23 protein-coding genes are annotated in these 22,678 nt (G+C 54.0%); 6 read left to right on the forward strand and 17 right to left on the reverse strand.

Annotation, left to right across the window (positions count from 1 at the left end):
• The first annotated feature begins 116 nt into the window (after positions 1-116).
• The 3 genes from uvrA (at position 117) to ACLJRU_RS12395 (ending at position 3,854) form a co-directional block, all read left to right on the forward strand.
• The gene (gene uvrA, locus ACLJRU_RS12385) at positions 117-2,942 is read left to right on the forward strand and encodes an excinuclease ABC subunit UvrA (RefSeq protein ID WP_000357725.1); all 2,826 of its coding nucleotides are present in this window, start codon (positions 117-119) and stop codon (positions 2,940-2,942) included.
• 131 nt (positions 2,943-3,073) lie between these two features.
• Positions 3,074-3,529 (forward strand): hypothetical protein, encoded by a 456-nt coding sequence (locus ACLJRU_RS12390; RefSeq protein WP_001541304.1) that lies wholly within the window; start codon positions 3,074-3,076, stop codon positions 3,527-3,529.
• Positions 3,516-3,854 carry a hypothetical protein gene (locus tag ACLJRU_RS12395; protein WP_000146589.1) on the forward strand — a complete coding sequence of 113 codons (339 nt, stop codon included), beginning with the start codon at positions 3,516-3,518 and terminating at the stop codon, positions 3,852-3,854. Before ACLJRU_RS12390 ends, ACLJRU_RS12395 begins: the two co-directional genes overlap by 14 nt.
• Here ACLJRU_RS12395 and ACLJRU_RS12400 read toward each other — a convergent pair whose 3' ends face one another.
• The 6 genes from ACLJRU_RS12400 to dnaB all read right to left on the reverse strand — a co-directional run bounded on the left by ACLJRU_RS12400 (position 3,855) and on the right by dnaB (position 9,564).
• A complete protein-coding gene (locus ACLJRU_RS12400; RefSeq protein WP_000155665.1) occupies positions 3,855-4,211 on the reverse strand; it encodes an MmcQ/YjbR family DNA-binding protein in 357 nt (118 codons plus the stop codon).
• Positions 4,212-4,213: 2 nt separating this feature from the next.
• Positions 4,214-4,630, reverse strand: coding sequence for a secondary thiamine-phosphate synthase enzyme YjbQ (locus ACLJRU_RS12405; protein WP_000270392.1), 417 nt, complete (start codon positions 4,628-4,630; stop codon positions 4,214-4,216).
• Between the two features lie 128 nt (positions 4,631-4,758).
• Positions 4,759-5,472 (reverse strand): acid phosphatase AphA, encoded by a 714-nt coding sequence (gene aphA, locus ACLJRU_RS12410; RefSeq protein ID WP_000724435.1) that lies wholly within the window; start codon positions 5,470-5,472, stop codon positions 4,759-4,761.
• A gap of 186 nt (positions 5,473-5,658) precedes the next feature.
• Positions 5,659-6,852: an aromatic amino acid transaminase gene (tyrB, locus tag ACLJRU_RS12415; protein ID WP_023235461.1), complete on the reverse strand. Its 1,194-nt coding sequence runs from the start codon at positions 6,850-6,852 to the stop codon at positions 5,659-5,661.
• Positions 6,853-7,037: 185 nt separating this feature from the next.
• Entirely contained in the window at positions 7,038-8,117 is a 1,080-nt protein-coding gene (gene alr / locus ACLJRU_RS12420; protein WP_001147302.1) for an alanine racemase, read from the reverse strand.
• Between the two features lie 31 nt (positions 8,118-8,148).
• On the reverse strand, positions 8,149-9,564 hold the full coding sequence (gene dnaB, locus ACLJRU_RS12425; protein ID WP_000918353.1) for a replicative DNA helicase: 1,416 nt from the start codon (positions 9,562-9,564) through the stop codon (positions 8,149-8,151).
• 64 nt (positions 9,565-9,628) lie between these two features.
• Between dnaB and ACLJRU_RS12430 the strand changes: the two genes are divergently transcribed.
• On the forward strand, positions 9,629-10,612 hold the full coding sequence (locus ACLJRU_RS12430; protein WP_001541302.1) for a quinone oxidoreductase: 984 nt from the start codon (positions 9,629-9,631) through the stop codon (positions 10,610-10,612).
• A 174-nt stretch (positions 10,613-10,786) separates the two neighbouring features.
• Here the strand turns inward: ACLJRU_RS12430 and pspG are convergent, their stop codons facing one another.
• From pspG to ACLJRU_RS12445, 3 genes are all read right to left on the reverse strand, one after another.
• Positions 10,787-11,029, reverse strand: coding sequence for an envelope stress response protein PspG (gene pspG, locus ACLJRU_RS12435; RefSeq protein ID WP_000891414.1), 243 nt, complete (start codon positions 11,027-11,029; stop codon positions 10,787-10,789).
• Between the two features lie 167 nt (positions 11,030-11,196).
• The gene (dusA, locus tag ACLJRU_RS12440; RefSeq protein WP_001182218.1) at positions 11,197-12,195 is read right to left on the reverse strand and encodes a tRNA dihydrouridine(20/20a) synthase DusA; all 999 of its coding nucleotides are present in this window, start codon (positions 12,193-12,195) and stop codon (positions 11,197-11,199) included.
• Positions 12,196-12,282: 87 nt separating this feature from the next.
• On the reverse strand, positions 12,283-13,593 hold the full coding sequence (locus ACLJRU_RS12445) for a conjugal transfer protein TraF (RefSeq protein ID WP_001039346.1): 1,311 nt from the start codon (positions 13,591-13,593) through the stop codon (positions 12,283-12,285).
• 246 nt (positions 13,594-13,839) lie between these two features.
• On the opposite strand from ACLJRU_RS12445, the gene zur reads away from it, so the two are divergent.
• Positions 13,840-14,355: a zinc uptake transcriptional repressor Zur gene (gene zur / locus ACLJRU_RS12450; protein WP_000416271.1), complete on the forward strand. Its 516-nt coding sequence runs from the start codon at positions 13,840-13,842 to the stop codon at positions 14,353-14,355.
• 99 nt (positions 14,356-14,454) lie between these two features.
• Here the strand turns inward: zur and ACLJRU_RS12455 are convergent, their stop codons facing one another.
• The 5 genes from ACLJRU_RS12455 to ACLJRU_RS12475 all read right to left on the reverse strand — a co-directional run bounded on the left by ACLJRU_RS12455 (position 14,455) and on the right by ACLJRU_RS12475 (position 17,385).
• Positions 14,455-14,664 carry a CsbD family protein gene (locus tag ACLJRU_RS12455; RefSeq protein ID WP_001030592.1) on the reverse strand — a complete coding sequence of 70 codons (210 nt, stop codon included), beginning with the start codon at positions 14,662-14,664 and terminating at the stop codon, positions 14,455-14,457.
• Positions 14,665-14,685: 21 nt separating this feature from the next.
• Positions 14,686-14,799, reverse strand: coding sequence for a hypothetical protein (locus ACLJRU_RS12460; RefSeq protein WP_010989093.1), 114 nt, complete (start codon positions 14,797-14,799; stop codon positions 14,686-14,688).
• Complete coding sequence (dinF, locus tag ACLJRU_RS12465; RefSeq protein WP_001541301.1) at positions 14,796-16,121, reverse strand: MATE family efflux transporter DinF; 1,326 nt, start codon at positions 16,119-16,121, stop codon at positions 14,796-14,798. The genes ACLJRU_RS12460 and dinF overlap by 4 nt, the downstream gene beginning before the upstream one ends.
• Positions 16,122-16,299: 178 nt before the next feature.
• Positions 16,300-16,908 carry a transcriptional repressor LexA gene (gene lexA / locus ACLJRU_RS12470; protein WP_000646079.1) on the reverse strand — a complete coding sequence of 203 codons (609 nt, stop codon included), beginning with the start codon at positions 16,906-16,908 and terminating at the stop codon, positions 16,300-16,302.
• Positions 16,909-17,016: 108 nt separating this feature from the next.
• Positions 17,017-17,385 (reverse strand): diacylglycerol kinase, encoded by a 369-nt coding sequence (locus ACLJRU_RS12475; RefSeq protein ID WP_000002900.1) that lies wholly within the window; start codon positions 17,383-17,385, stop codon positions 17,017-17,019.
• Positions 17,386-17,555: 170 nt separating this feature from the next.
• On the opposite strand from ACLJRU_RS12475, the gene plsB reads away from it, so the two are divergent.
• Positions 17,556-19,976, forward strand: coding sequence for a glycerol-3-phosphate 1-O-acyltransferase PlsB (gene plsB, locus ACLJRU_RS12480; RefSeq protein WP_023235460.1), 2,421 nt, complete (start codon positions 17,556-17,558; stop codon positions 19,974-19,976).
• 98 nt (positions 19,977-20,074) lie between these two features.
• Here plsB and ubiA read toward each other — a convergent pair whose 3' ends face one another.
• The 3 genes from ubiA to malM all read right to left on the reverse strand — a co-directional run bounded on the left by ubiA (position 20,075) and on the right by malM (position 22,556).
• On the reverse strand, positions 20,075-20,947 hold the full coding sequence (gene ubiA / locus ACLJRU_RS12485; RefSeq protein ID WP_000455248.1) for a 4-hydroxybenzoate octaprenyltransferase: 873 nt from the start codon (positions 20,945-20,947) through the stop codon (positions 20,075-20,077).
• A gap of 13 nt (positions 20,948-20,960) precedes the next feature.
• Positions 20,961-21,458: a chorismate lyase gene (gene ubiC, locus ACLJRU_RS12490; protein ID WP_023235459.1), complete on the reverse strand. Its 498-nt coding sequence runs from the start codon at positions 21,456-21,458 to the stop codon at positions 20,961-20,963.
• A 180-nt stretch (positions 21,459-21,638) separates the two neighbouring features.
• Complete coding sequence (gene malM / locus ACLJRU_RS12495) at positions 21,639-22,556, reverse strand: maltose operon protein MalM (RefSeq protein WP_000782497.1); 918 nt, start codon at positions 22,554-22,556, stop codon at positions 21,639-21,641.
• Positions 22,557-22,678: the final 122 nt, after the last annotated feature.

The raw sequence follows: 22,678 nt of genomic DNA on the forward strand, positions 1-22,678 counted from the left end.
TGAAGATGCATTCCAATACTGTATATTCAAACAGGTTAAATTGTGTCATAATTAGCCGTTTCTGCCGTTTGTCCTTCAAACAAACCAGGCATCCGAGTCTCTACCGGGAAAGGTGAATGGATAAGATCGAAGTTCGGGGCGCCCGCACCCATAATCTCAAAAATATTAACCTCGTCATCCCCCGCGACAAACTGATTGTCGTGACCGGGCTTTCGGGTTCAGGCAAATCCTCACTGGCTTTCGACACTCTGTATGCCGAAGGGCAGCGTCGTTACGTTGAATCGCTCTCCGCTTACGCGCGGCAGTTTTTGTCGCTCATGGAAAAACCGGATGTCGACCATATTGAGGGGCTATCGCCCGCGATCTCAATTGAACAGAAATCGACATCGCACAACCCGCGCTCTACGGTGGGTACTATTACCGAGATCCACGACTACCTGCGCCTGCTGTTTGCCCGCGTGGGCGAGCCGCGTTGTCCGGATCATGACGTGCCGCTGGCGGCGCAAACCGTTAGCCAGATGGTCGATAACGTGCTGTCACAGCCGGAAGGCAAACGTCTGATGCTGCTCGCGCCGATTATTAAAGAGCGTAAAGGCGAACACACCAAAACGCTGGAAAATCTGGCAAGCCAGGGTTACATTCGCGCCCGTATTGACGGCGAAGTCTGCGATCTCTCCGATCCGCCGAAGCTGGAGCTACAAAAGAAACATACCATTGAGGTGGTGATCGATCGCTTCAAAGTTCGCAACGATCTTTCCCAACGCCTGGCGGAGTCGTTCGAAACGGCGCTGGAATTATCCGGCGGCACGGCGGTTGTTGCCGATATGGACGATGAGAAAGCGGAGGAGCTTCTGTTCTCCGCCAATTTTGCCTGTCCGATTTGCGGCTACAGTATGCGCGAACTGGAACCGCGTCTGTTCTCGTTCAACAACCCGGCAGGCGCCTGCCCGACCTGTGACGGGCTCGGCGTTCAGCAATATTTCGATCCGGACCGCGTGATCCAGAATCCCGACCTGTCGCTGGCAGGCGGCGCGATTCGTGGTTGGGATCGTCGCAATTTTTACTACTTTCAAATGCTCAAGTCGCTGGCGGAACACTATAAGTTCGACGTGGATGCGCCGTGGGCAAGCCTCAGCGCCAACGTACACAAAGTCGTGCTGTACGGTTCCGGCAAAGAGAACATCGAATTTAAATATATGAACGATCGCGGCGATACCTCCGTGCGCCGCCATCCGTTCGAAGGCGTGCTGCATAATATGGAGCGCCGTTATAAAGAGACGGAATCCAGCGCGGTGCGCGAAGAGCTGGCGAAATTCATCAGTAATCGCCCCTGCGCCAGCTGTGAAGGAACGCGACTGAATCGCGAAGCGCGCCATGTATTTGTGGAAAATACGCCGCTGCCTGCTATTTCCGATATGAGCATTGGCCATGCGATGGATTTTTTCACTAATCTCAAGCTTTCCGGGCAACGGGCGAAAATCGCCGAAAAAGTGCTAAAAGAGATCGGCGATCGCCTCAAGTTTCTGGTGAACGTCGGCCTGAACTATCTCACGCTCTCCCGCTCGGCAGAGACGCTTTCCGGCGGCGAAGCCCAGCGTATTCGTCTAGCGAGCCAGATAGGCGCCGGGTTAGTCGGCGTGATGTATGTGCTGGATGAACCGTCCATCGGTCTGCACCAGCGCGATAATGAACGGCTGCTGGGTACGCTGATTCATCTGCGCAATCTTGGCAATACCGTGATTGTGGTGGAACACGATGAAGACGCCATCCGCGCCGCCGACCATGTGATTGATATTGGCCCCGGCGCGGGCGTTCACGGCGGCGAGGTGGTGGCGGAAGGCCCGCTGGAAGCCATTATGGCGGTACCGGAATCGCTGACCGGCCAGTACATGAGCGGTAAACGCAAAATTGAAGTGCCGAAACAACGCGTGCCGGCAAATCCAGAAAAAGTGCTCAAACTCACCGGCGCGCGCGGCAACAACCTGAAAGATGTGACCCTTACGCTACCGGTAGGGCTGTTTACCTGTATCACCGGCGTCTCGGGTTCCGGTAAATCGACGCTGATTAACGACACGCTGTTCCCCATCGCCCAGCGTCAGTTAAACGGGGCGACTATCGCCGAACCGGCGCCGTATCGGGATATTCAGGGGCTGGAACATTTCGATAAAGTGATCGATATCGACCAGAGCCCAATCGGGCGCACCCCGCGTTCCAACCCGGCGACCTATACGGGCGTCTTTACCCCGGTTCGCGAGCTTTTTGCTGGCGTGCCGGAGTCTCGCTCGCGCGGCTACACGCCAGGGCGATTCAGCTTCAACGTGCGCGGCGGTCGCTGCGAAGCGTGCCAGGGCGATGGCGTCATTAAAGTCGAAATGCACTTTCTGCCGGATATTTACGTGCCGTGCGACCAGTGCAAAGGCAAGCGCTATAACCGGGAAACGCTGGAGATTAAGTACAAAGGCAAGACCATCCACGAAGTACTGGATATGACCATTGAAGAAGCGCGTGAGTTCTTTGATGCGGTTCCGGCGCTGGCGCGTAAGCTGCAGACGCTGATGGACGTGGGGCTGACCTATATCCGTCTTGGTCAGTCGGCGACAACGCTTTCCGGCGGCGAGGCCCAGCGCGTGAAGCTGGCGCGCGAACTGTCGAAGCGCGGCACCGGGCAGACGCTGTATATTCTCGACGAGCCGACCACCGGCCTGCACTTTGCCGATATTCAGCAGTTGCTTGACGTTCTGCATCAGTTGCGCGATCAGGGCAACACCATCGTGGTGATCGAACACAACCTGGACGTCATTAAAACGGCGGACTGGATTGTCGACCTCGGCCCGGAAGGCGGCAGCGGCGGCGGCGAAATTCTCGTCTCCGGTACGCCGGAAACCGTGGCGGAGTGCGAGGCGTCGCATACTGCCCGCTTCCTTAAACCTATGCTCAAATAACCTTCACGCCGCTTTCCGATTCGCCGGGAAGCGGCATCATTTTTCCTCATCCCACCTCATTGTATCCGTGTTGAGCATTTGTGATTTGCGTGCCGCCTCGCTCTGACATGTGATAGCGCAAACGGTCTGTTATGGAAAACACCATGAAGTTGCCCTACGCAATCACACTACTGCTGTGCCTGTTTTTAGCCGCCTGTACGCTGCCTGACCGCTTTAGCGCCGTGGCTTTTCAACAACTGACGCTATTACAAGCGTGCTCAACCCGCTTCCTGCAGGACGCGGCGCGAATACCGTGGCAAAAAGAGACACTGCTCAAGGATGACCGCGATATCCGTCAGACATTTTTTCAGGCTGAGCGGGTCGCCTGTCAAGGTGGGGATAAACACCGACTCGAAAATCTGGCGCTGCTGAAAAATCACTATTTGCGTCTTTATGCGCGGGTTATGCAACATAAGCAACCACTTACTTACATCCAGGCTGAGAGATACCAACAGCAAAATAATCAGGTCTGGAAATTAGCCATACAGGGCGAGTGTCTGCATTGGGGCGCCCGCTGCACTCAGGGAGATGAAAATGGCGTCTATTAACGAAATACATAACCTGATGACCACCGCCCGGGCCGAACACCCTGTAGCCTCCTCGACGATGGCCGAGTTTATCCAGACGTATAAGCAGGCAAGAGAAGACAGCGACGACGGTATCCGCGAGTCCGCCGCGTTTATCGCCCGCGCGCTTCAGGAACATGCTCGCGGCTGGCTGGACGACGACGATATGATTATTCTGCTGGAAGGACAGCGGGACCTCGCCAGGCTACGCGCCAATAATGCGCAAATCGCCCTCGGCAGCCGTATCCGGTCTACGGTCATCCGCCTCATTGATATCGCCCTGGCGTTGTTGGTCGGCACGCTATAATCAGGACTGCGGCAACTGCTTGCGTTTATCTTCCGGCAGCGCATTTACCGCCTGTTGATAAGAGGCATCGACCAGATAATAGAGTTGTGAATCCGGCAGCGATCCGTCCAGATAGACCGTGCTCCAGTGCGCTTTATTAAGGTGCCGACTCGGTCGTACATCGCTGTGCTGCTGACGTAACAACTCTGCCAGTTCCGGGCTGGTTTTGAGAGAGGCTGCCGGGCGTCCTTCAACTTCTTTTACCATCGCGAAAAGTACATCTTCCACTTTAATTTGCGTCGCTTTCCAGTCGCTGTGGACGCTCTGCTCTGCGCCAGGTTTTGCCATGCAGTATTGCAGTAATTCCGAAATGGTCATTATCATTCCCCTTGTAGTGTCGCGATGATTTTACGTGGACCGCCGTGAATACGGTGCTCTCCCAACCAGATACCTTGCCATGTTCCTAACTGTAAACGCCCCTGGCGTACAGGCAGCAGCAACGAGACGCCCAATACTGACGACTTAATATGCGAAGGCATGTCATCCGCGCCTTCGTAGTCATGTTCATACGCCGCATTATCGGGAACGGTTTTCAGGAAATGGCGCTCCATGTCAGCGCGCACGGTAGGATCGCAGTTTTCGTTTAACGTCAGCGAGGCCGAGGTATGTAGCAACAACAGATGCAGCAAACCCGTTTCGACAGGCGGTAAGCCAGACAATTTATCGATAATTTCATCTGTTATCAGATGAAACCCGCGCGGCTTCTCGCTCAGTGTAATGGTGCGCTGATACCACATAGGCTGCTCCTTCCTAAAAACAAACGTCTCCTGAATAGTGTGCAGCAAGTCTGGAAAAGGTAAAAGCCAGCGGGGCAAGTTTGTGCAAAAATCATGCAAAAAAGGAGAGCCTGACGCTCTCCTGATTTTTAGTACTCCGAGTTGACAATGACTTCCTCGCCAAACGCTCCTGCCTGCGGCAGCGGTTTGTAGGTGGAGTTAGCCGCGCGCAGGATGCGAATACCGCGGATACCACAATCACGAGCTGCGGTAATATCGTTATCCGAATCGCCGTAGAAGATACGCATGTTCTTCTCCTGCAGCCACTGTACTTTCGTATTTTGTTCCGGTTTATCGCCGGCGAAAATCACCGGATTCATATTCGCCGCCGGAATATGGAAGTTATCCGCCAGTGTTTTCGACACGGTTTCCGTTTTCGTCTGACTACGACCAGTGACAAAGTAAATACTGTCGCCACGGCGAACATGCATATCAATGAGCTGTCGGGCCACTTCTTTTGGAATACTGAACTCATCCCAGCCGTTGTTCATTTTTTCCCAAAAGGCCGGATTTTTCAGATAATCGTCGCTGTCCGGGGAGTAGGTTTTCTTTCCGCGCCAGAATCCGGGGCTGGAAAATAACACGGTGTCGTCAATATCAAAGCCGACCGCCATCGGCGGGCGTCCGGTGAGGCTGTTTTCAATCTGGGCGACAGAGACCCAATGGACAGGCGCTTGTTCCGCGAGTTTTGCAACATTAGTGCCCGGATTGAGTGTCGAAGGGGAAGATACTAACGCATTCGCGGAATGGTTTAGCGTAAACAACAAACAGACGGCACTCAGCGCCAGGGTTATTTTTTTCATAGTTTTCCCTTAAAATTCAAAATATTATAATTATTAAGATGAGTCTTTGCTCAAAAAACTACCTGACCATAACGCCAGTAACGGTCAAAAGGAAGGATTATCTGCGGTTTTGTTACGAAAAAAGAGGATGATCACAACAGCTATTGTCAGGCCGGAAGGCACTGTTATCGCCGTCCGGCCTGAATATTACATGACAGCGGCAAATGCCTTCGCCACGCGGTGTACATTTGAAGCATTAAGCCCGGCGACACACATGCGGCCACTGGCAATCAGGTAAACGCCAAACTCATCGCGCAACCGATCGACCTGCTCCTCGCTTAACCCGGTATAGCTGAACATACCGCGCTGCTGTAACAAGTAATCAAAGTTGCGGTCAGGCATCTCCGCCTTCAGCTCCTTCACCAGCGTCTGGCGCATCGATATAATGCGGTTACGCATCGCGTCGACTTCCGCCAGCCAGCCCGCTTTTAACGCCTCATCGCCCAGGACCGTAGCGACCACCTGAGCGCCGAAACACGGCGGACTGGAGTAAATTCGGCGCACCGTCGCTTTTAGCTGTCCCAGAACCCGCGCGGCGATTTCAGCATCTTCACACACCACGGACAGGCCGCCGACGCGCTCGCCGTACAGCGAGAAAATCTTCGAAAAAGAATTACTGACTAACGCAGGTAACCCGGCGCTGGCAATGGCGCGAATAGCGTAAACATCCTCGTCCATGCCTGCGCCAAACCCCTGATAGGCAATATCAAGGAATGGAATCAGATCGCGCGCTTTCACTATTTCAATCACCGCATCCCATTGCGAAGGCGTTAAATCCGCCCCGGTCGGGTTGTGACAACAGGGGTGCAGCAGCACGATACTGCGCGCAGGTAACGTATTCAGCGTGGCCAGCAGATCGTTAAAACGGATGCCGTTAGTCGCGTCGTCATACCAGGGGGAAGTACTCACTTCGAATCCTGCCCCGGCAAATATCGCAATATGGTTTTCCCAGGTGGGGTCGCTCACCCATACGCCTGCGTCGGGGAAATAACGCTTCAGGAAATCCGCGCCCACTTTCAGCGCGCCGGAACCGCCTAATGTCTGGATAGTAGCCACGCGCTGTTGCTGAAGAACCGGGTGATCGGCGCCAAAGAGCAAAGGCGCGATAGTATGGCGATAAGTATTGAGTCCCTCCATCGGCAGGTACAGCGAAGCGCCATGCGGCTGCGCGTTAAGCCGGGCTTCGGCTTCGGCCACCGTTTTAAGCTGTGGGATAATCCCGTCTTCGTTGTAATACAGGCCAATGCTCAGATTTACTTTGTCGTGACGGGAGTCGTCTTTAAAACGCTCCATCAGTGAAAGAATCGGATCGCCGGCATAGGCGTCAACTTTTTGAAACACGCGATGGTTCTCCAGGTTTACAGATGGCAGGAAATAACACAATAAACCGGAAGGACGAGAAGATCGAGAGGATGTTATGGTGAATGCGCATATTACCGGATGGCGGCGTGAACGTCTTATCCGGCCTACAGCCAATGCGCGATACAAGCCGGATAAGCGCAAGCGCCACCCGGCCCGCCGCGTATTTAATCAATATACTTCATCGCCACCCTTGAGGTCAGGCGCGTGATAAGTTCGTAAGCACTTACTTTTGTCATTTCAGCGATACGTTCAACCGGCAGACCTTCACCCCATAAGACCACCGGATCGCCCGCGTTATCCTGCGCGTTTGGCCCCAAATCCACGCAAATCATATCCATCGCCACCCGCCCGACAATCGGAACTTCACGACCATTGACCAGTACTGGCGTACCGGAAGGCGCCGCTCGTGGGTAGCCATCGCCATAACCCATCGCCACCACGCCCAGGCGCGTGTCGCGCTCACTCACCCATGTCCCGCCGTAGCCCACCGGTTCGCCCGCTTTGTGGTCACGCACCGCGATCAAACTGGAGGTTAAGGACATCACCGGCTGAAAACCAAAATCCGGCCCCCAGGGTTTGTGCTCCAGCGGCGATACGCCATACAAAATAATGCCCGGACGCGCCCAGTCAAAGTGAGACTGCGGCCACAGCAGGATACCGCCAGACGCGGCAATAGAGCGCTGCCCGGGTTTACCCTGACAGAAGGCACTAAAAATGTCGAGCTGATGTTCGGTAGCGCCGCATTCCGGCTCATCCGCACGGGCAAAATGGCTGACGATATTCACCGGCTGGCGTACATTTTTACAGTGCGTCAGACGCTGGTAGAACGCTTCCGCCTCTTCGGGACGCACGCCGAGACGATGCATACCGGTATCCAGTTTCATCCAGACCGTTACCGGCTCCGCCAGCTCCACCGCCTCCAGGGCGGCAAGCTGCTCTTGATTATGTACGGCGGTATGCAGACATTGCGCGGAAATGGTCGGCAGATCGGCGGCGTCGAAAAAACCCTCCAGCAGCAGGATAGGCTGCGTGATCCCGCCCGCTCGCAGACGTAGAGCCTCTTCAAGACGCGCCACGCCAAAAGCGTCAGCATCAGGGAGCGTTCGCGCGGTCTCCAGAAGACCGTGTCCATAAGCGTTCGCTTTCACCACCGCAACCAGCTTACTGGCAGGCGCCAGTTCACGCAGACGTTGCAGGTTGTGTCGCAGAGCGCGGCGGTTAATGACGACTGTTGCCGCTTGCATTTGAATTCCTTGTTAACAGAATGACGGAGAGTTACTCATCATCGTATTGCGGTCCCGCATAGTTATCGAAGCGCGACCACTGACCATTGAACGTCAGACGAACCGTACCGATAGGACCGTTACGTTGCTTACCAATAATAATTTCAGCAATGCCTTTTAAGTCGCTGTTCTCGTGATAAACCTCATCACGGTAGATAAACATAATTAAGTCGGCATCCTGTTCAATAGAGCCGGATTCACGCAGGTCGGAGTTCACCGGACGTTTATCTGCGCGTTGTTCCAGAGAGCGGTTAAGCTGCGATAGCGCCACGACCGGCACCTGGAGTTCCTTCGCCAGCGCTTTCAACGAGCGAGAAATTTCGGCGATTTCCAGAGTACGGTTATCAGAAAGCGACGGCACGCGCATCAATTGCAGGTAGTCGATCATAATCAGACTTAACCCGCCATGTTCGCGGAAAATACGCCGCGCGCGCGAACGGACTTCTGTCGGCGTAAGACCTGAGGAGTCGTCAATATACATATTGCGTTTCTCCAGCAGAATGCCCATCGTGCCGGAGATTCGCGCCCAGTCTTCATCATCGAGTTGACCGGTACGAATACGTGTCTGATCGACGCGGGACAGCGAGGCCAGCATACGCATCATGATCTGTTCGCCGGGCATCTCCAGACTAAAGATCAGTACCGGTTTATCCTGCAACATCGCCGCGTTTTCGCAGAGGTTCATCGCAAAAGTGGTTTTACCCATGGAGGGGCGCGCCGCGACGATAATCAAATCCGAACGCTGTAACCCTGCCGTCTTTTTATTGAGATCCTGATAGCCGGTATCCACGCCTGTAACGCCATCGTGCGGTTGCTGGAACAACTGCTCAATACGCGCCACGGTAGCGTCGAGAATCTGGTCGATGCTTTTCGGACCTTCGTCTTTGTTGGCCCGGTTTTCCGCGATCTGGAAGACGCGCGACTCCGCCAGATCCAGCAGTTCGTCGCTATTGCGCCCCTGTGGATCGTAACCGGCGTCCGCAATTTCATGCGCCACCGCGATCATATCGCGGACCACGGCGCGTTCGCGCACAATGTCCGCATAAGCACTGATATTCGCCGCGCTTGGCGTGTTTTTAGACAGCTCCGCCAGATAGGCGAAACCGCCGACGCTGTCCAGTTGGCCCTGCCGCTCCAGCGATTCCGCGAGCGTAATCAGGTCGATAGGACTGCCGCTTTCCTGCAAGCGCCCCATCTCCGTAAAGATATGGCGATGCGGGCGGGTATAGAAATCTTCCGCCACCACGCGCTCGGCCACATCGTCCCAGCGCTCGTTATCCAGCATTAAACCGCCCAACACCGACTGTTCCGCTTCAATCGAGTGCGGCGGCACTTTTATCCCGGCAACCTGCGGATCGCGGTCGCGGGCATCAGTCTGTGGTTTGTTGAAGGGTTTATTTCCTGCCATAGTGAATGGAGTTACCGAGATAGTGATTGGGTCGAAAGATTACCACATTTCTTTTGGAGGAAGCATGGCAACGCGTATTGAATTTCACAAGCATGGTGGTCCGGAAGTGCTTCAGACCGTGGAGTTTACGCCAGCGGAACCGGCGGAACACGAAATCCAGGTTGAGAACAAAGCCATTGGTATCAACTTCATCGACACCTATATCCGTAGCGGACTCTATCCGCCCCCGTCGTTGCCTGCGGGCCTGGGAACCGAAGCTGCGGGTGTGGTCAGTAAAGTCGGCAACGGCGTGGAGCACATTCGCGTGGGCGATCGCGTCGTCTACGCGCAGTCAACGCTCGGCGCTTACAGTTCCGTCCATAACGTCCCCGCAGATAAAGCCGCGATTTTACCTGACGCCATTTCCTTCGAACAGGCGGCAGCCTCTTTTCTCAAGGGATTGACCGTTTTTTACCTGTTGCGCAAAACCTATGAAGTGAAACCCGACGAACCCTTCCTGTTTCATGCCGCTGCGGGCGGCGTCGGTCTGATCGCCTGCCAATGGGCGAAAGCGCTGGGCGCGAAGCTTATCGGTACCGTCGGTAGCGCGCAAAAAGCGCAGCGGGCGCTGGACGCCGGCGCCTGGCAGGTGATTAATTATCGTGAAGAGAGCATTGTCGAACGGGTAAAAGAGATCACCGGCGGCAAAAAAGTCCGCGTGGTCTATGACTCCGTGGGGAAAGATACCTGGGAAGCCTCACTGGACTGCCTGCAACGTCGGGGACTGATGGTCAGTTTCGGCAATGCGTCCGGCCCCGTCACCGGCGTGAATTTAGGTATTCTGAATCAGAAAGGTTCCCTGTATGCCACGCGACCTTCACTACAGGGGTATATTACGACGCGTGAAGAACTGACCGAAGCCAGCAATGAATTGTTCTCATTGATTGCCAGCGGCGTGATTAAAGTTGATGTGGCTGAAAATCAATGCTATGCGTTAAAAGATGCCCGTCGCGCGCATGAGGTGCTGGAAAGCCGGGCCACACAGGGCTCAAGCCTGCTGACTCCGTAATAGCTCTGCAAAGAAATTGGGCTTCCACCCGGGAAGCCCTTTCTTTTTTTGTTCGGCTGTATGTAGGGTACAGCGCGATGAATTCGTTACCTGCGCAATCATGACAGATTTAATAATCGATTCCTATTTGCCTGTGAGGGCAAAGTTCCAGGTTGTGACGAACCGCTCAATACCTTAGTAAAACCGACGGTTATTGCGCTGATACTGTGGGATTTTTGGCGTTTTTACTGCTTTGATCACCCACACCACAGCCACCGCCAGCAGTAGCCACGGTAACAGCTTGATCATCAGGGCGAACATTCCGCCCAGGAACATGACGGCAGTCGCTACAACCAGCGCGGCCAGAATGCCCAGCAAGGAGACGCCCGTCACCATTAACATCAGAAAAAAGCCAAGCACAAAAAGTAGTTCCAGCATAGTCGCTCCCCATAAAGATGGCATTGCCCGGCGGCACGGCGCTTACCGGGTTTGGTCAGGTAAGCTATTACAAAAATCATGCCAATATTTATGTTTTTGATATATAAAGAAAACGCCCTGCAAGACTGCACAGAGCGTGGTGAGATTGACTAATTTTTGGCGAACTTTTAACGCTTGTCTGCCACCAGTTTTAGCGCCTGCTCCAGTACAGCAACATCCGCGCCAGCTTTATGGGCGTTTTCGCTCAGATAGCGACGCCACTGCCGCGCGCCGGGGATGCCCTGGAACAACCCCAGCATATGGCGAGTGATATGCCCCAGATACGCTCCCTGGCTCAATTCACGCTCAATATAGGGATACATCGCGCGAACCACCGCAACCGGGTCGGCATCGGTGGTATCGGCGCCAAAGATCTCCCGATCCACCGCGGCCAGTATACCCGGATTCTGATAAGCTTCACGGCCAACCATGACGCCATCCATATGGCGCAGGTGCTCCTTCGCCTCTTCCAGCGATTTGATGCCGCCGTTAATGGACATGGTCAGGTGCGGAAAATCCCGCTTTAGCTGGTATACGCGCGGGTAATCCAGCGGCGGGATCTCACGATTTTCTTTCGGACTTAAGCCAGAAAGCCAGGCTTTGCGCGCATGGATAATAAACATCTCGCATTCGCCCTGACCGGAAACCGTATTGATGAAATCACACAGAAACGCATAGCTGTCCTGATCGTCAATACCAATGCGGGTTTTTACCGTCACCGGAATCGAGACGACATCACGCATGGCTTTAACACAATCGGCGACCAGTTGCGCATTGCCCATCAAACAGGCGCCAAACATACCGTTTTGCACGCGATCGGAAGGGCACCCCACGTTGAGGTTAATTTCATCGTAGCCACGCGCTTCCGCCAGCTTTGCACAATGCGCAAGCTGAGCCGGATCGCTTCCACCAAGCTGTAGAGCGACCGGATGCTCTTCTTCGCTATAAGCCAGATAGTCACCCTTACCGTGAATAATCGCGCCCGTGGTCACCATTTCGGTGTAGAGCAGCGTCTGGCAAGACAGCAAACGCAGGAAATAGCGGCAATGTCTGTCCGTCCAGTCGAGCATAGGCGCGATGGAGAAGCGATAAGCAGGGAAAGCGGAGGACTGGGTTTCAGGCTGCATGGCGAATAAATAAGCATCCGGTTAAAAAAGGGGCGTTACTATAGCATAACGCTAAACCGGAGGCGTAGCGCCTCCGGTGAAAGCACCTCAGAATGTCATCGTAAGCTGCGCGCCTGCCCCCCAGGTTTCATCTTCGCCGTACAGTCCCATTAAATCGAGATGCACACGGTTAAAGGGCGCAAAGCCAAGACCGCCGGTAACCACATTGCTATCGTTATTTTTCACATCCGCACGATACCCTGCGCGCACCGCCAGCCATGATAACGGTCGAACTTCAGCGCCGACGCCAACGTACTGTGAATTGTCTTCGCTCTTAAAGCCTTTCGTTTCCGTCAGATCGCCATCGGCGCTTACGGTCAGCAAATCGTTATGCCATGCGACGCCCGCGGTAACCAGGGGGCGGATTTGGTATGTATCTTTGTAGTTGGTGGTTTCTCCCGTCATACCATTAGTGATGTAAATATCTTTCGTATCGATATCGCGAGATACCAGATTTTGTCCGCTCACCCCCAGCGTCCAGTTTTCACCGATATCGGCAGCAAGCCCCGCATCAATGTTAAAACCCGTATCGTCATTGCGATAACGGCTGCTATTCCAGTCGCTACTGTCGTAGTTATAAATTGAGGTGGTGTAGTTATAGAGCCAGGTTTTTTGCAGTTTTGGCGTAACGCCAATGGAAACAGGCACCTCGCCCACCACAAACTGCTTCGCCAGCGCAATACCGTAGTCAGATACAATCGCTACCCGCCCCGACGCGGTAGAGTTTAAATGCTTTGTAATTTCGTCAGACCCCAGCAAAGCAGCGCGTCCTGCTTCACGAATCGCGACACGTTCATCATGCTGGATATCGCGCAGATACTGAATATCATTCTGATCAATGGACGAACTCACGCGCCCATGCGCATAACCTTTGGCGATAAACGCCACGGAAAGGGTTTGTCCTGGAATACTTACCGCCAACCCGGCGCCGGCATTGGCGCGGGCGGTTTTTCCGTTGAGATATTCCAGCTCATCGGCCAGGTCGCGCGCGGCGCCCTGAAATTGATTCAGCACGCCTCGCGGATTGAGCAGAATTTGCCCCAGCGTAAGGTTATCGACGACCTCATCGTAGTAATCCACTTTATCGCTGATATCGTCAATTTCATCCTGGAGATTGTCTTTATCCGTAATCTGGACGCCGACCGCAGGAAGGACAACAGTGATATTGTCTTCCGGTTTGGCTTTTGCCAGTAACGCCGGATTTAATAGTACTCCGCTGCCATAATTCGCGGACGCAACGCCCGTCCCGCCCATTGCGTCATTACGCGCTTCCGTCCAGGTATTGGCGGCGCTCGCCTGCTTTGCCATAAAAAGCGAGACCGAGATAGCAATCAGTGAAAGTTTGACGTTTTTGTTCACAGTTAGCCCATCTTATTATCAGGTGAAGTAATCCCTCCGCCACGCTTTACCGGACAGAGGCGAACTATTGCTGTGAAATAGTGATGTTAAATCCTGTTGTTATAATATCGACCCTCATTATGTATAGATGAGAATACTGGCGCGGAAAAGCTTAGCAGGCGATATATTGTCGCGGGGTAATTTCAGAGTTTTAAGCAGCTCGTGGTAAAGTAACGGATTAGACTTTCATGCCATTCGAGGTGCTACATGGAAAAGACCACAACGCAAGAGTTACTGGCGCAAGCTGAAAAACTCTGCGCGCAGCGCAACGTGCGCCTGACGCCTCAGCGCCTCGAAGTGCTGCGCCTGATGAGTCTGCAACAGGGTGCCATCAGCGCATACGATTTGCTCGATTTGCTGCGCGAAACGGAACCACAGGCCAAACCGCCCACCATTTACCGCGCGCTGGATTTTTTGCTCGAACAGGGTTTTGTCCATAAAGTGGAATCCACCAATAGTTATGTGGTTTGCCACCTGTTCGACCAGCCGACGCACAGCTCGGCCATGTTTATCTGCGATCGTTGCGGCGTGGTGAAGGAAGAGTGTGCCGAGGGCGTGGAAGACATCATGCATACGCTGGCGGCTAAAATGGGCTTTGCGCTACGACATAACGTTATTGAGGCGCACGGTCTGTGCCCTGCGTGCGTAGAAGTGGAAGCGTGTCGCCATCCGGGCGACTGTGGTCACGATCACTCGGTGCTGGTGAAGAAAAAACCGCGTTAGCCTGAACGGAAAACGGGCGGCAATGAGAGAGGGGCACGCCCGCATTCATAAGCAAACAGTGGGAAGCACATCCATGTACTCCTGGTAGGGGAAAACATATTACCAGCGATAGTTGTTACGGGTTTCCCAGTCAACAACCTCTTTTTCCGCCTGATCTTTCTGGTAACCGTAACGCTCCTGGATTTTACCTACCAGTTGGTCGCGTTTACCTTCGATAACGGTCATATCGTCATCGGTCAGTTTGCCCCATTGTTCTTTCATTTTACCTTTAAACTGTTTCCAGTTACCGCCGGCTTCGTCTTTATTCATCATCTTGTCCTCATCATTCGGTTAGGAATAGCAGGTGTTATTCGCCCAAATGCTCTGCAATTTCTGCTGGACGTGATAATAATTGTAGGCAGGAATTCGGCCTTCGGTTTTATATTCAGAATTTTTAACCGTCACGATCTGGCAAACCATGTACCCTCGCGCCAGTGACGACGCCAGATAAGGCTCAACGACAGACCGCGAAGCGCCAGAAATACGGTTAATGCCAGCCATAAACCATGATTTCCTAATACCGGCAGGGCGAAGAGCGTCAGCGCGAATCCTCCCGCGGCGACTGCCATGCTATTGCGCATTTCGGCAGCGCGCGTCGCGCCAATAAACATACCATCGAGCAGATAGCACCATACGCCCACCAGCGGTAATACCACCTGCCAGATAAGATACCGATCCGCCAGTAGCTGTATTTGCGGCAATGAGGTCAGTAACGCGACAATATGTTCGCCTGCCAGGGCATAGACTGTGGAAAACAACAAGGCCACAATTCCTGACTGACGACACGCCGCTCGCCAGACGTCCAGTAGCTTGCTACCGTCACGCGCGCCGTAAGCCTGACCGGAGTGCGCCTCCACCGTATAAGCAAAACCGTCCAGCGCATAGGCCGTAAAGGTGAGTAAGGTCATCAGGACTGCATTTACCGCGATAATATCGCTGCCCAGCCGCGCGCCTGACACCGTGATTGCGCCAAAACAAAGCTGAAGGAGCAATGAGCGCAGCATGATATCGCGATTGAGCGCCAAAAGGCGGCGCACGTTGCCGCGCCAGGCCTGTTTTAGCATATCCAGCGACACACCGCGGAGATGGAGAACTTTACGTACCATCATAAAGCCGATCAGTAACGTGGCATATTCTGCGATGACCGTCGCCAGGGCGGCGCCCTGCACGTTCATATGAAGCCCCATCACCAGCCACAGGTCGAGCGCGATGTTGAGGATATTGCCCACGACCAACAAGATAACCGGCGCCCGCGCATACTGAACGCCTAACAGCCAACCGAGCAGCACCAGATTCGCCAGTGACGCGGGAGCGCTTAGCCAACGAATTTCAAGGAAGCGTCTCGCCTGCACCAGGACAGCGTCGTTCCCGCCGACAATATGTAAAGCCAGCTCGATAAGCGGCGTGCGAAATAGCACAATCATCACGCCTGCGCCCAGCGCCAGCAATAACGGTTGAATGAGCGCCCGGGCTAACGCCTGCGGATTTTTGGCGCCAAATGCCTGCGCCGTTAGGCCGGTGGTGCTCATACGTAGAAATAGCAGCAGCATGAAAAGAAAGCTGGTGGCAGTCGCGCCCACCGCCACGCCGCCCAGGAAAACCGGGCTGTCCAGATGACCAATCACCGCCGTATCGACCAGCCCCAGTAAGGGGACGGTGATGTTAGAAAAAATCATCGGCAGCGCGAGACGCCAGAGAGCTTTATCAGAGGAGGTAAAAAGCGGCATGGAGAAAAGCCTGACAAGGAGTTAAACGAAACGAGCGCATTGCCGGATGGCGACGTAACGCCTTATCCGGCCTACAAATTAATCATCTCAGGAACTGCATTCCCGTAGGCCTGATAAGCGCAGCGCCATCAGGCTGCACGATTGCCGGATGACGGCTTACAAGGAGATTAAAAAGAGATTACAACCATTCCCCGTTGCGAATGACGCCTACCGCCAACCCTTCAATCGTAAAGCTTTGTTCGCGCAGATCCACCACTATCGGTGTAAACTCGCTGTTTTCCGGCAGCAGCTCCACTTTATTGCCCTGCTTTTTCAGGCGTTTTACTGTCACTTCATCGTCAATGCGAGCGACAACCACCTGGCCATTACGGACGTCCTGCGTTTTATGTACCGCCAGCAAATCCCCATCCATAATACCGATGTCTTTCATCGACATACCGCTCACGCGCAGCAGGAAATCGGCGCTGGGTTTGAACAGTGAAGGATCGACCTGGTAATGGCCTTCAATATGCTGCTGCGCCAGAAGCGGTTCACCCGCCGCGACACGCCCAACAAGCGGTAATCCGTCCTCTTCTTCCTGTAACAGACGGATACCTCGCGATGCGCCGGAAACGATTTCAAGCACCCCTTTGCGCGCCAGCGCTTTAAGGTGTTCTTCCGCCGCGTTTGGGGAACGGAACCCCAAACGCTGCGCGATTTCCGCACGCGTCGGTGGCATACCTGTCTGGCTGATGTGATCCCGGATGAGATCAAACACCTCTTGTTGCCTGGCCGTTAACGCTTTCATTCCGCCCCCTAGGTGTATATACAATCATGCTGTGAGTATATACAGTTAAAGGTGATTTTGGAACCACAAACGGCGCAAAAAACAAGAGATTTATAAAATTTGGAACCTTTATCGAAAATGTGACCATAACAGGATGCCCCAGGTCATCAGGGCAACGAAAATAGACAGTAGCACCGCAGCCGATCCCATATCTTTCGCACGGCCGGAAAGCTCATGGTATTCAGAACCGATGCGGTCCACGACCGCTTCAATAGCGCTGTTGAGGATTTCAACAATCATGATAAGTAAAACGGAACCTATCAATAACACACGGGTAATCGCATCCACATCCAGCCAGCAGGCGATGATGACGCCCAGCAATACCGCGATACTTTCCTGGCGAAACGCCGCTTCGTGAGTCCATGCGGCGCGAAATCCTTTCCAGGAATATCCTGCCGCTTTGATAATTCTGGTGAATCCAGTGGTATTATTGGCCATCAAAAGAACCTTTTTACATTATTAACGTCAATGACATTATACGGTTGCCCTGCACGATTCGGACTGCCGTAACGCAGCGCGAAGTATGACGGGATACAACAGAAATTCGCTAAACTTTCTGATATCCTTGCACCGCATTTGCATTATTAACCAGAGGCTTTACATCGTTTATGTCCGGCTGGCCACGAATTTACTACAAATTACTGAATTTACCATTAAGCATACTGGTAAAAAGCAAGTCTATTCCGGCGGAACCCGCCCAGGAATTGGGGCTCGATACTTCTCGCCCCATTATGTATGTCTTGCCATACAACTCAAAAGCGGACTTACTGACGCTGCGGGCGCAATGTCTGGCGCACGATCTCCCGGATCCGCTGGAGCCGCTGGAGATCGACGGCGCGCTACTGCCACGCTATGTATTTATTCACGGCGGACCGCGTGTCTTTACCTATTACACGCCAAAAGAAGAGTCGGTGAAACTTTTTCACGATTATCTCGATCTGCATCGGAGTAATCCGGCTTTGGACGTTCAGATGGTGCCCGTTTCCGTGATGTTTGGCCGCGCGCCGGGTCGTGAAAAGGGAGAAGATAACCCGCCTTTACGTATGCTGAACGGCGTACAGAAATTCTTTGCCATCTCCTGGCTGGGTCGCGATAGCTTTGTCCGATTCTCGCCGTCCGTCTCATTGCGTCGCATGGCTGATGAACACGGCACCGATAAAATCATCGCGCAGAAGCTGGCTCGCGTGGCGCGTATGCACTTTGCTCGCCAGCGCCTGGCGGCGGTTGGCCCACGCCTGCCCGCCCGTCAGGATCTGTTTAACAAACTGCTGGCCTCGAAAGCGATCGCCCGCGCGGTAGAAGACGAAGCGCGCAGTAAGAAAATCTCTCATGAAAAAGCGCAGCAAAACGCCATTGCGCTGATGGAAGAGATCGCGGCGAACTTCTCTTACGAGATGATTCGTTTGACCGACAGGATTTTGGGGTTTACCTGGAACCGACTTTACCAGGGGATTAACGTGCATAACGCCGAGCGCGTACGCCAACTGGCGCACGACGGGCATGAAATCGTCTATGTGCCCTGTCACCGCAGCCATATGGACTACTTGCTCCTTTCTTATGTGCTGTACCATCAGGGGCTGGTTCCGCCGCACATTGCCGCCGGTATTAACCTTAATTTCTGGCCCGCTGGCCCAATTTTCCGTCGTCTGGGCGCGTTCTTTATTCGTCGCACCTTTAAGGGGAATAAACTCTACTCCACCGTCTTTCGCGAATACCTGGGCGAGCTGTTCAGCCGCGGCTACTCGGTTGAGTATTTTGTTGAAGGAGGACGTTCGCGTACCGGACGTTTGTTAGACCCGAAAACCGGCACCCTGTCGATGACTATCCAGGCGATGCTGCGCGGCGGTACCCGTCCAATTACGTTAGTGCCTATTTACATCGGCTATGAGCACGTCATGGAAGTGGGCACCTATGCGAAAGAGCTGCGCGGCGCGACAAAAGAGAAAGAGAGCCTGCCGCAGATGCTGAAAGGCTTGAGCAAGCTGCGCAATCTGGGTCAGGGCTACGTTAACTTTGGCGAACCGATGCCGCTCATGACGTACCTGAACCAGCATGTGCCGGAGTGGCGCGAATCTATCGACCCTATAGAGGCCATACGCCCAGCCTGGCTGACGCCGACGGTAAATAGTATCGCCGCCGATCTGATGGTGCGTATTAACAACGCTGGCGCGGCAAACGCGATGAACCTGTGTTGTACCGCGCTGTTAGCGTCGCGTCAGCGCTCGCTCACCCGCGAGCAGCTCACCGAGCAGCTTGATTGCTATCTCGATCTGATGCGCAATGTCCCTTATTCCACAGACTCAACCGTTCCTGCCGCCAGCGCTGGCGAGCTCATCGCTCACGCGCTGCAGATGAATAAGTTTGAGGTCGAGAAAGACACCATTGGCGATATCATCATCCTGCCGCGCGAGCAGGCGGTGTTGATGACCTATTATCGTAATAATATCGCGCATATGTTGATTATGCCTTCGCTGATGGCGGCGATTATCACCCAGCATCGTCGCATTTCGCGTGATGCGTTGCAGCAGCATGTTGAAGCGCTCTATCCGATGTTAAAAGCGGAGCTGTTCCTGCGCTGGGAGCGCGAGGAGTTAGCCTCGGTCATTGACGCTCTGGCCAGTGAAATGCAGCGTCAGGGGCTAATTACCCTGCAGGATGATGAACTGCATATCAACCCGACGCATTCCCGTACGCTGCAGCTGCTGGCGGCAGGCGCGCGCGAAACGCTACAGCGTTATGCCATTACGTTCTGGCTGTTGAGCGCCAATCCGTCCATCAACCGCAGTACGCTGGAGAAAGAAAGCCGTACCGTGGCGCAACGTCTGTCTGTCCTGCACGGTATTAACGCGCCGGAGTTTTTCGACAAAGCGGTGTTCAGTTCACTCGTGTTGACGCTACGGGATGAGGGTTATATCAGTGATACGGGCGATGCCGAACCGGCAGAAACGATGAAGATATATCAGATACTTGCCGATCTGATTACCTCTGATGTCCGTCTGACGATTGAAAGCGCGACGCAGGGCGAGTAAGCCCGTGCCTGAAATGCCCGATGGCGTAAGCTTATCGGGCAACTGATATGACGTATTGAATATTTTGGCTTTGTAGGCCGGGTCCGCCCGGCATGACATCAGAAGTGCCAGTAACTCATCGCCAGCCCTAAAAATAGCACCAGGCCAACGTAGTTATTGTTCATAAAGGCTTTAAAGCAGGCTTCACGCTCACGGTTCGCAATCAGTTTTTGCTGGTAGACAAACAGCGCGCCCGCCACCAGCACAGCCCAGTAATATCCCCCTCCCAGACCATTCAACCAGCCGATCAGCGCCATTAACGCCATGACGCCAAGCTGCAGAATCCCGATAATCAATGTGTCATAACGACCAAACAGGATCGCCGTCGATTTAATGCCTATCTTGATATCATCATCTCTGTCGACCATCGCATATTGCGTATCGTAAGCCACCGCCCAGAGAATATTGGCGAGGAACATCAGCCAGCAGCTCAACGGCAGGGATTCGCTCACCGCGGCGAACGCCATGGGGATTGACCAGCCGAAAGCGGCCCCCAGCACGACCTGCGGCAGGTGGGTGTAGCGTTTCATAAAGGGATAAACCCAGGCCAACGCCAGCGCCGCTACGGAAAGCAGAATCGTCATGGCGTTCAGCGTCAGCACCAACAGAAACGCCAGCAGCACCAGCACCACAAACAGGTTGCGCGCTTCTTTCTCTGTCACGGCGCCGCTGGGTAAAGGTCGGTTGACCGTACGTTTTACATGTCCGTCAAATTTACGATCGGCATAATCATTCACCACGCAGCCCGCCGCGCGCATTAACCACACGCCAGCGACAAAAACTGCCAAAATCCACAGCTGAGGCATACCCGGCGTCGCCACCCATAGCGCCCAAAGCGTCGGCCAGAGCAGCAGCAACGCGCCAATAGGCTTATCTGTACGCATCAAACGGTGAAACGCCAGCAGCTTACTCTGCGTCAGACTCCACTCCATCTTTATCTTCCTCTCAGTACAGCGGCGATGCAGGTAAAAAAAGCTCGGTAAGCAACAGCGGTTTTCCGCTCAACCGCAGTCGAGAGCGGCGCCCCCACAGCGTTGCATCGCGTCCAATTTCAATAAAATCGCGGGTCAGTGTCGATGATGTAAATAGATAACGTCCAAGCGGGGTTTTACCCAGATGTTGTAAGACCTGTTCAGGTCCGCACAGCGTGGATTCCGGTACCACGGTACGTCCGGCAAGCCAGGGCTCGCCGTCAGCGCAAAGCAGTATCTCACGTAACCAGTAGCGGGATTCTGATGGCAGTAAACCTGATGCTTCCTCGACCTCACTTTGGCCGACAAACGCTTCCCGAATCAGCGTCACGCTTACCCGCTTTCCCTGCTGCTCAAAACGTTTAGTCATAGAATCTTCCAGCAACAGCCAGTCCAGCAAATGGGGTTCAAGCGCAGGCATCGCATCAAAATAGCGCAGCGCACGCAGTCGCGTTAACGCAGGGTGTGACATGCCTTACTCTCCGATTCATAACCTAAAGTCATTGTATCTCAGAAAAGACATTACGGGGGGCGCAATCACAATTAAGTGATCTGTTGCGCAACAAAAAAATAACAATTCGCATGAAATGACAAAAAAAGGTGCGCCAGGAGACGCACCAGTTGCTGCAAAATCAGCACTGTGGGGAAACAATTACCCCTTGCCTTTTACACTGCTGATAAAGGTGGAACGGGCAGATGTCGATCCCAGACGTTCGGCCTCATCAAGCAGTTTCAGCGCTTTATCGACGTCGCCTTTCGCTACGGCATCCTTAATCGCTTTATTAAAGTAGCTTTCCGTATCGTTCAACATCGGTTCGCTTTTCTTCGGCGCGACTGGCGCTGGCGCAGCGACCGGCGCGGCGGTATTGCCTACCGTTACCGGCCCGGTACCGGACGAGCCAAACAACGGCCCGACCAATACGCTGGAGCTGCTGTTGGTTTTTACCTTCAGTTTCACCACGCCGTCAGTGGTATGGCGAGCAACTGGATCGGGAATATCCGGGATAGAGTTACCGACGCCTTTGGCATAGGCTTTTGCCGGATCGAGCAGCGTAGTGGTTTGCTGAAGATCTTTTTCGGTCGTAAACACCAGAACATAGAGTTTCTGCTGCCCCAACGCAGGCGTCAGGCGCATCACGCCTTCCAGCCGGTCTGCGCTCATGACGCCCGGCTGCTGATAAGTAAAGTAACTGCTGGGGAAGAACGCCGAAGGTGTCATATTTTGGTCAAGAATCAACACGTTTGGCGCAAAAACGCTGGCTTGCTTATTGACCTCGCTGGTCAGAGTTAATGTCAGCTCGCCGATATTCGCCGGAACGCTATAAGCGGCGACCGGGCCGGTAATGCCGGCGACGTCAAGGCGCTGGCCGCCAGTCGCCAGTTGGGTAGACTGCGTTTTTGACTGATCTACAGGCGTCCAGGTTAATTGCTGTAGCGCAGCAGCAGGAATAGCGGGCGCGGCGCTGGTATTTTGCGGTACATAGTTCACTTCCGCCAGGCTGATACCCGGCACGCTGGCGAACAGCCCTGCGGTTAAACAGAGGGCGACGAGACTTTTCTTCATTTTCATTATTCTCACCTCAATAAGGCGGGTTCAGCGGTAGCCAGGCAATAGCGCGCCAACCCAAACATATCGCCGAATGGCGGCTGGCGCCTTATTCGGCTTACAAGCATCATCAGACCTGATGTTTC

Origin of the sequence: Salmonella sp. SAL00653 (genome assembly GCF_046552515.1) — a bacterium.
Lineage (GTDB): Bacteria > Pseudomonadota > Gammaproteobacteria > Enterobacterales > Enterobacteriaceae > Salmonella > Salmonella enterica.

Bases quoted from the DNA above. Each gene is read 5' to 3' on its own strand.
- uvrA (WP_000357725.1), top strand. From the start codon at position 117: ATGGATAAGATCGAAGTTCGGGGCGCCCGCACCCATAATCTCAAAAAT.
- ACLJRU_RS12390 (WP_001541304.1), top strand. From the start codon at position 3,074: ATGGAAAACACCATGAAGTTGCCCTACGCAATCACACTACTGCTGTGC.
- ACLJRU_RS12395 (WP_000146589.1), top strand. From the start codon at position 3,516: ATGGCGTCTATTAACGAAATACATAACCTGATGACCACCGCCCGGGCC.
- ACLJRU_RS12400 (WP_000155665.1), bottom strand. From the start codon at position 4,211: ATGACCATTTCGGAATTACTGCAATACTGCATGGCAAAACCTGGCGCA.
- ACLJRU_RS12405 (WP_000270392.1), bottom strand. From the start codon at position 4,630: ATGTGGTATCAGCGCACCATTACACTGAGCGAGAAGCCGCGCGGGTTT.
- aphA (WP_000724435.1), bottom strand. From the start codon at position 5,472: ATGAAAAAAATAACCCTGGCGCTGAGTGCCGTCTGTTTGTTGTTTACG.
- alr (WP_001147302.1), bottom strand. From the start codon at position 8,117: ATGCAAGCGGCAACAGTCGTCATTAACCGCCGCGCTCTGCGACACAAC.
- dnaB (WP_000918353.1), bottom strand. From the start codon at position 9,564: ATGGCAGGAAATAAACCCTTCAACAAACCACAGACTGATGCCCGCGAC.
- ACLJRU_RS12430 (WP_001541302.1), top strand. From the start codon at position 9,629: ATGGCAACGCGTATTGAATTTCACAAGCATGGTGGTCCGGAAGTGCTT.
- pspG (WP_000891414.1), bottom strand. From the start codon at position 11,029: ATGCTGGAACTACTTTTTGTGCTTGGCTTTTTTCTGATGTTAATGGTG.
- dusA (WP_001182218.1), bottom strand. From the start codon at position 12,195: ATGCAGCCTGAAACCCAGTCCTCCGCTTTCCCTGCTTATCGCTTCTCC.
- zur (WP_000416271.1), top strand. From the start codon at position 13,840: ATGGAAAAGACCACAACGCAAGAGTTACTGGCGCAAGCTGAAAAACTC.
- ACLJRU_RS12455 (WP_001030592.1), bottom strand. From the start codon at position 14,664: ATGAATAAAGACGAAGCCGGCGGTAACTGGAAACAGTTTAAAGGTAAA.
- dinF (WP_001541301.1), bottom strand. From the start codon at position 16,121: ATGCCGCTTTTTACCTCCTCTGATAAAGCTCTCTGGCGTCTCGCGCTG.
- lexA (WP_000646079.1), bottom strand. From the start codon at position 16,908: ATGAAAGCGTTAACGGCCAGGCAACAAGAGGTGTTTGATCTCATCCGG.
- ACLJRU_RS12475 (WP_000002900.1), bottom strand. From the start codon at position 17,385: ATGGCCAATAATACCACTGGATTCACCAGAATTATCAAAGCGGCAGGA.
- plsB (WP_023235460.1), top strand. From the start codon at position 17,556: ATGTCCGGCTGGCCACGAATTTACTACAAATTACTGAATTTACCATTA.
- ubiA (WP_000455248.1), bottom strand. From the start codon at position 20,947: ATGGAGTGGAGTCTGACGCAGAGTAAGCTGCTGGCGTTTCACCGTTTG.
- ubiC (WP_023235459.1), bottom strand. From the start codon at position 21,458: ATGTCACACCCTGCGTTAACGCGACTGCGTGCGCTGCGCTATTTTGAT.
- malM (WP_000782497.1), bottom strand. From the start codon at position 22,556: ATGAAAATGAAGAAAAGTCTCGTCGCCCTCTGTTTAACCGCAGGGCTG.